Origin of the sequence: Mesorhizobium sp. M7A.F.Ca.CA.004.12.1.1 (genome assembly GCF_003997835.1) — a bacterium.
Taxonomy (GTDB): domain Bacteria; phylum Pseudomonadota; class Alphaproteobacteria; order Rhizobiales; family Rhizobiaceae; genus Mesorhizobium.
In genome coordinates, this window is sequence record NZ_RZRK01001429.1 from 1 (window position 1) to 634 (window position 634).

General features: G+C 66.9%; 1 protein-coding gene. It reads left to right on the plus strand.

Annotated features, from left to right (window positions below; genetic code table 11):
• Window positions 1-23 precede the first annotated feature (23 nt).
• Window positions 24-634: amino acid--tRNA ligase-related protein (locus EN984_RS36855; protein WP_348630251.1), on the plus strand; the 611-nt coding region annotated here is incomplete at its 3' end.

Sequence of the window (634 nt, forward strand, 5' to 3'; positions counted from 1 at the left end):
CCTTCCACCATGATCCGAGCCGCATGACCGAAGCTTCGCCCTGGTGGACGCCTGACGTTCATGCCGACCGCCGCCCGCGGCTGATGCTGCGCAACGGCATCGCCGCCAGCTTGCGCGACTGGTTCGCCGCCCATGATTTCGTCGAGGTGCAGACGGCGGCCCTGCAGATTTCGCCCGGCAACGAGGCGCATCTGGCGGCTTTCGCCACCGAAGCGGTCGGGCCGGACGGCGCAAGGGCGCCGCTCTATCTCCACACCTCGCCGGAATTCGCCTGCAAGAAGCTGCTCGCCGCCGGTGAAGTCAGGATTTTCAGCTTCGGTCCGGTCTACCGCAACCGCGAGCGCGGCGCCTTGCACCATCCCGAATTCACCATGCTCGAATGGTATCGGGTGGGCGAAGCCTATGAGAGCCTGATGCTGGATTGCGCGGCCTTCCTGGCGCTGGCCGCTACAAGGGCAGGGGCGACTCTTTTCTCTTTCCGGGGCCGCGACTGCGATCCGTTCGCCGAGCCGGAACGGCTGACGGTGGCGGACGCCTTCACCCACTATTCCGGCATCGATCTGCTGGCCACGGTCGCCGCCGACGGGAGCACCGATCGCGACGCGCTATACGCCGCCTTGATCCGGGCCGGCAT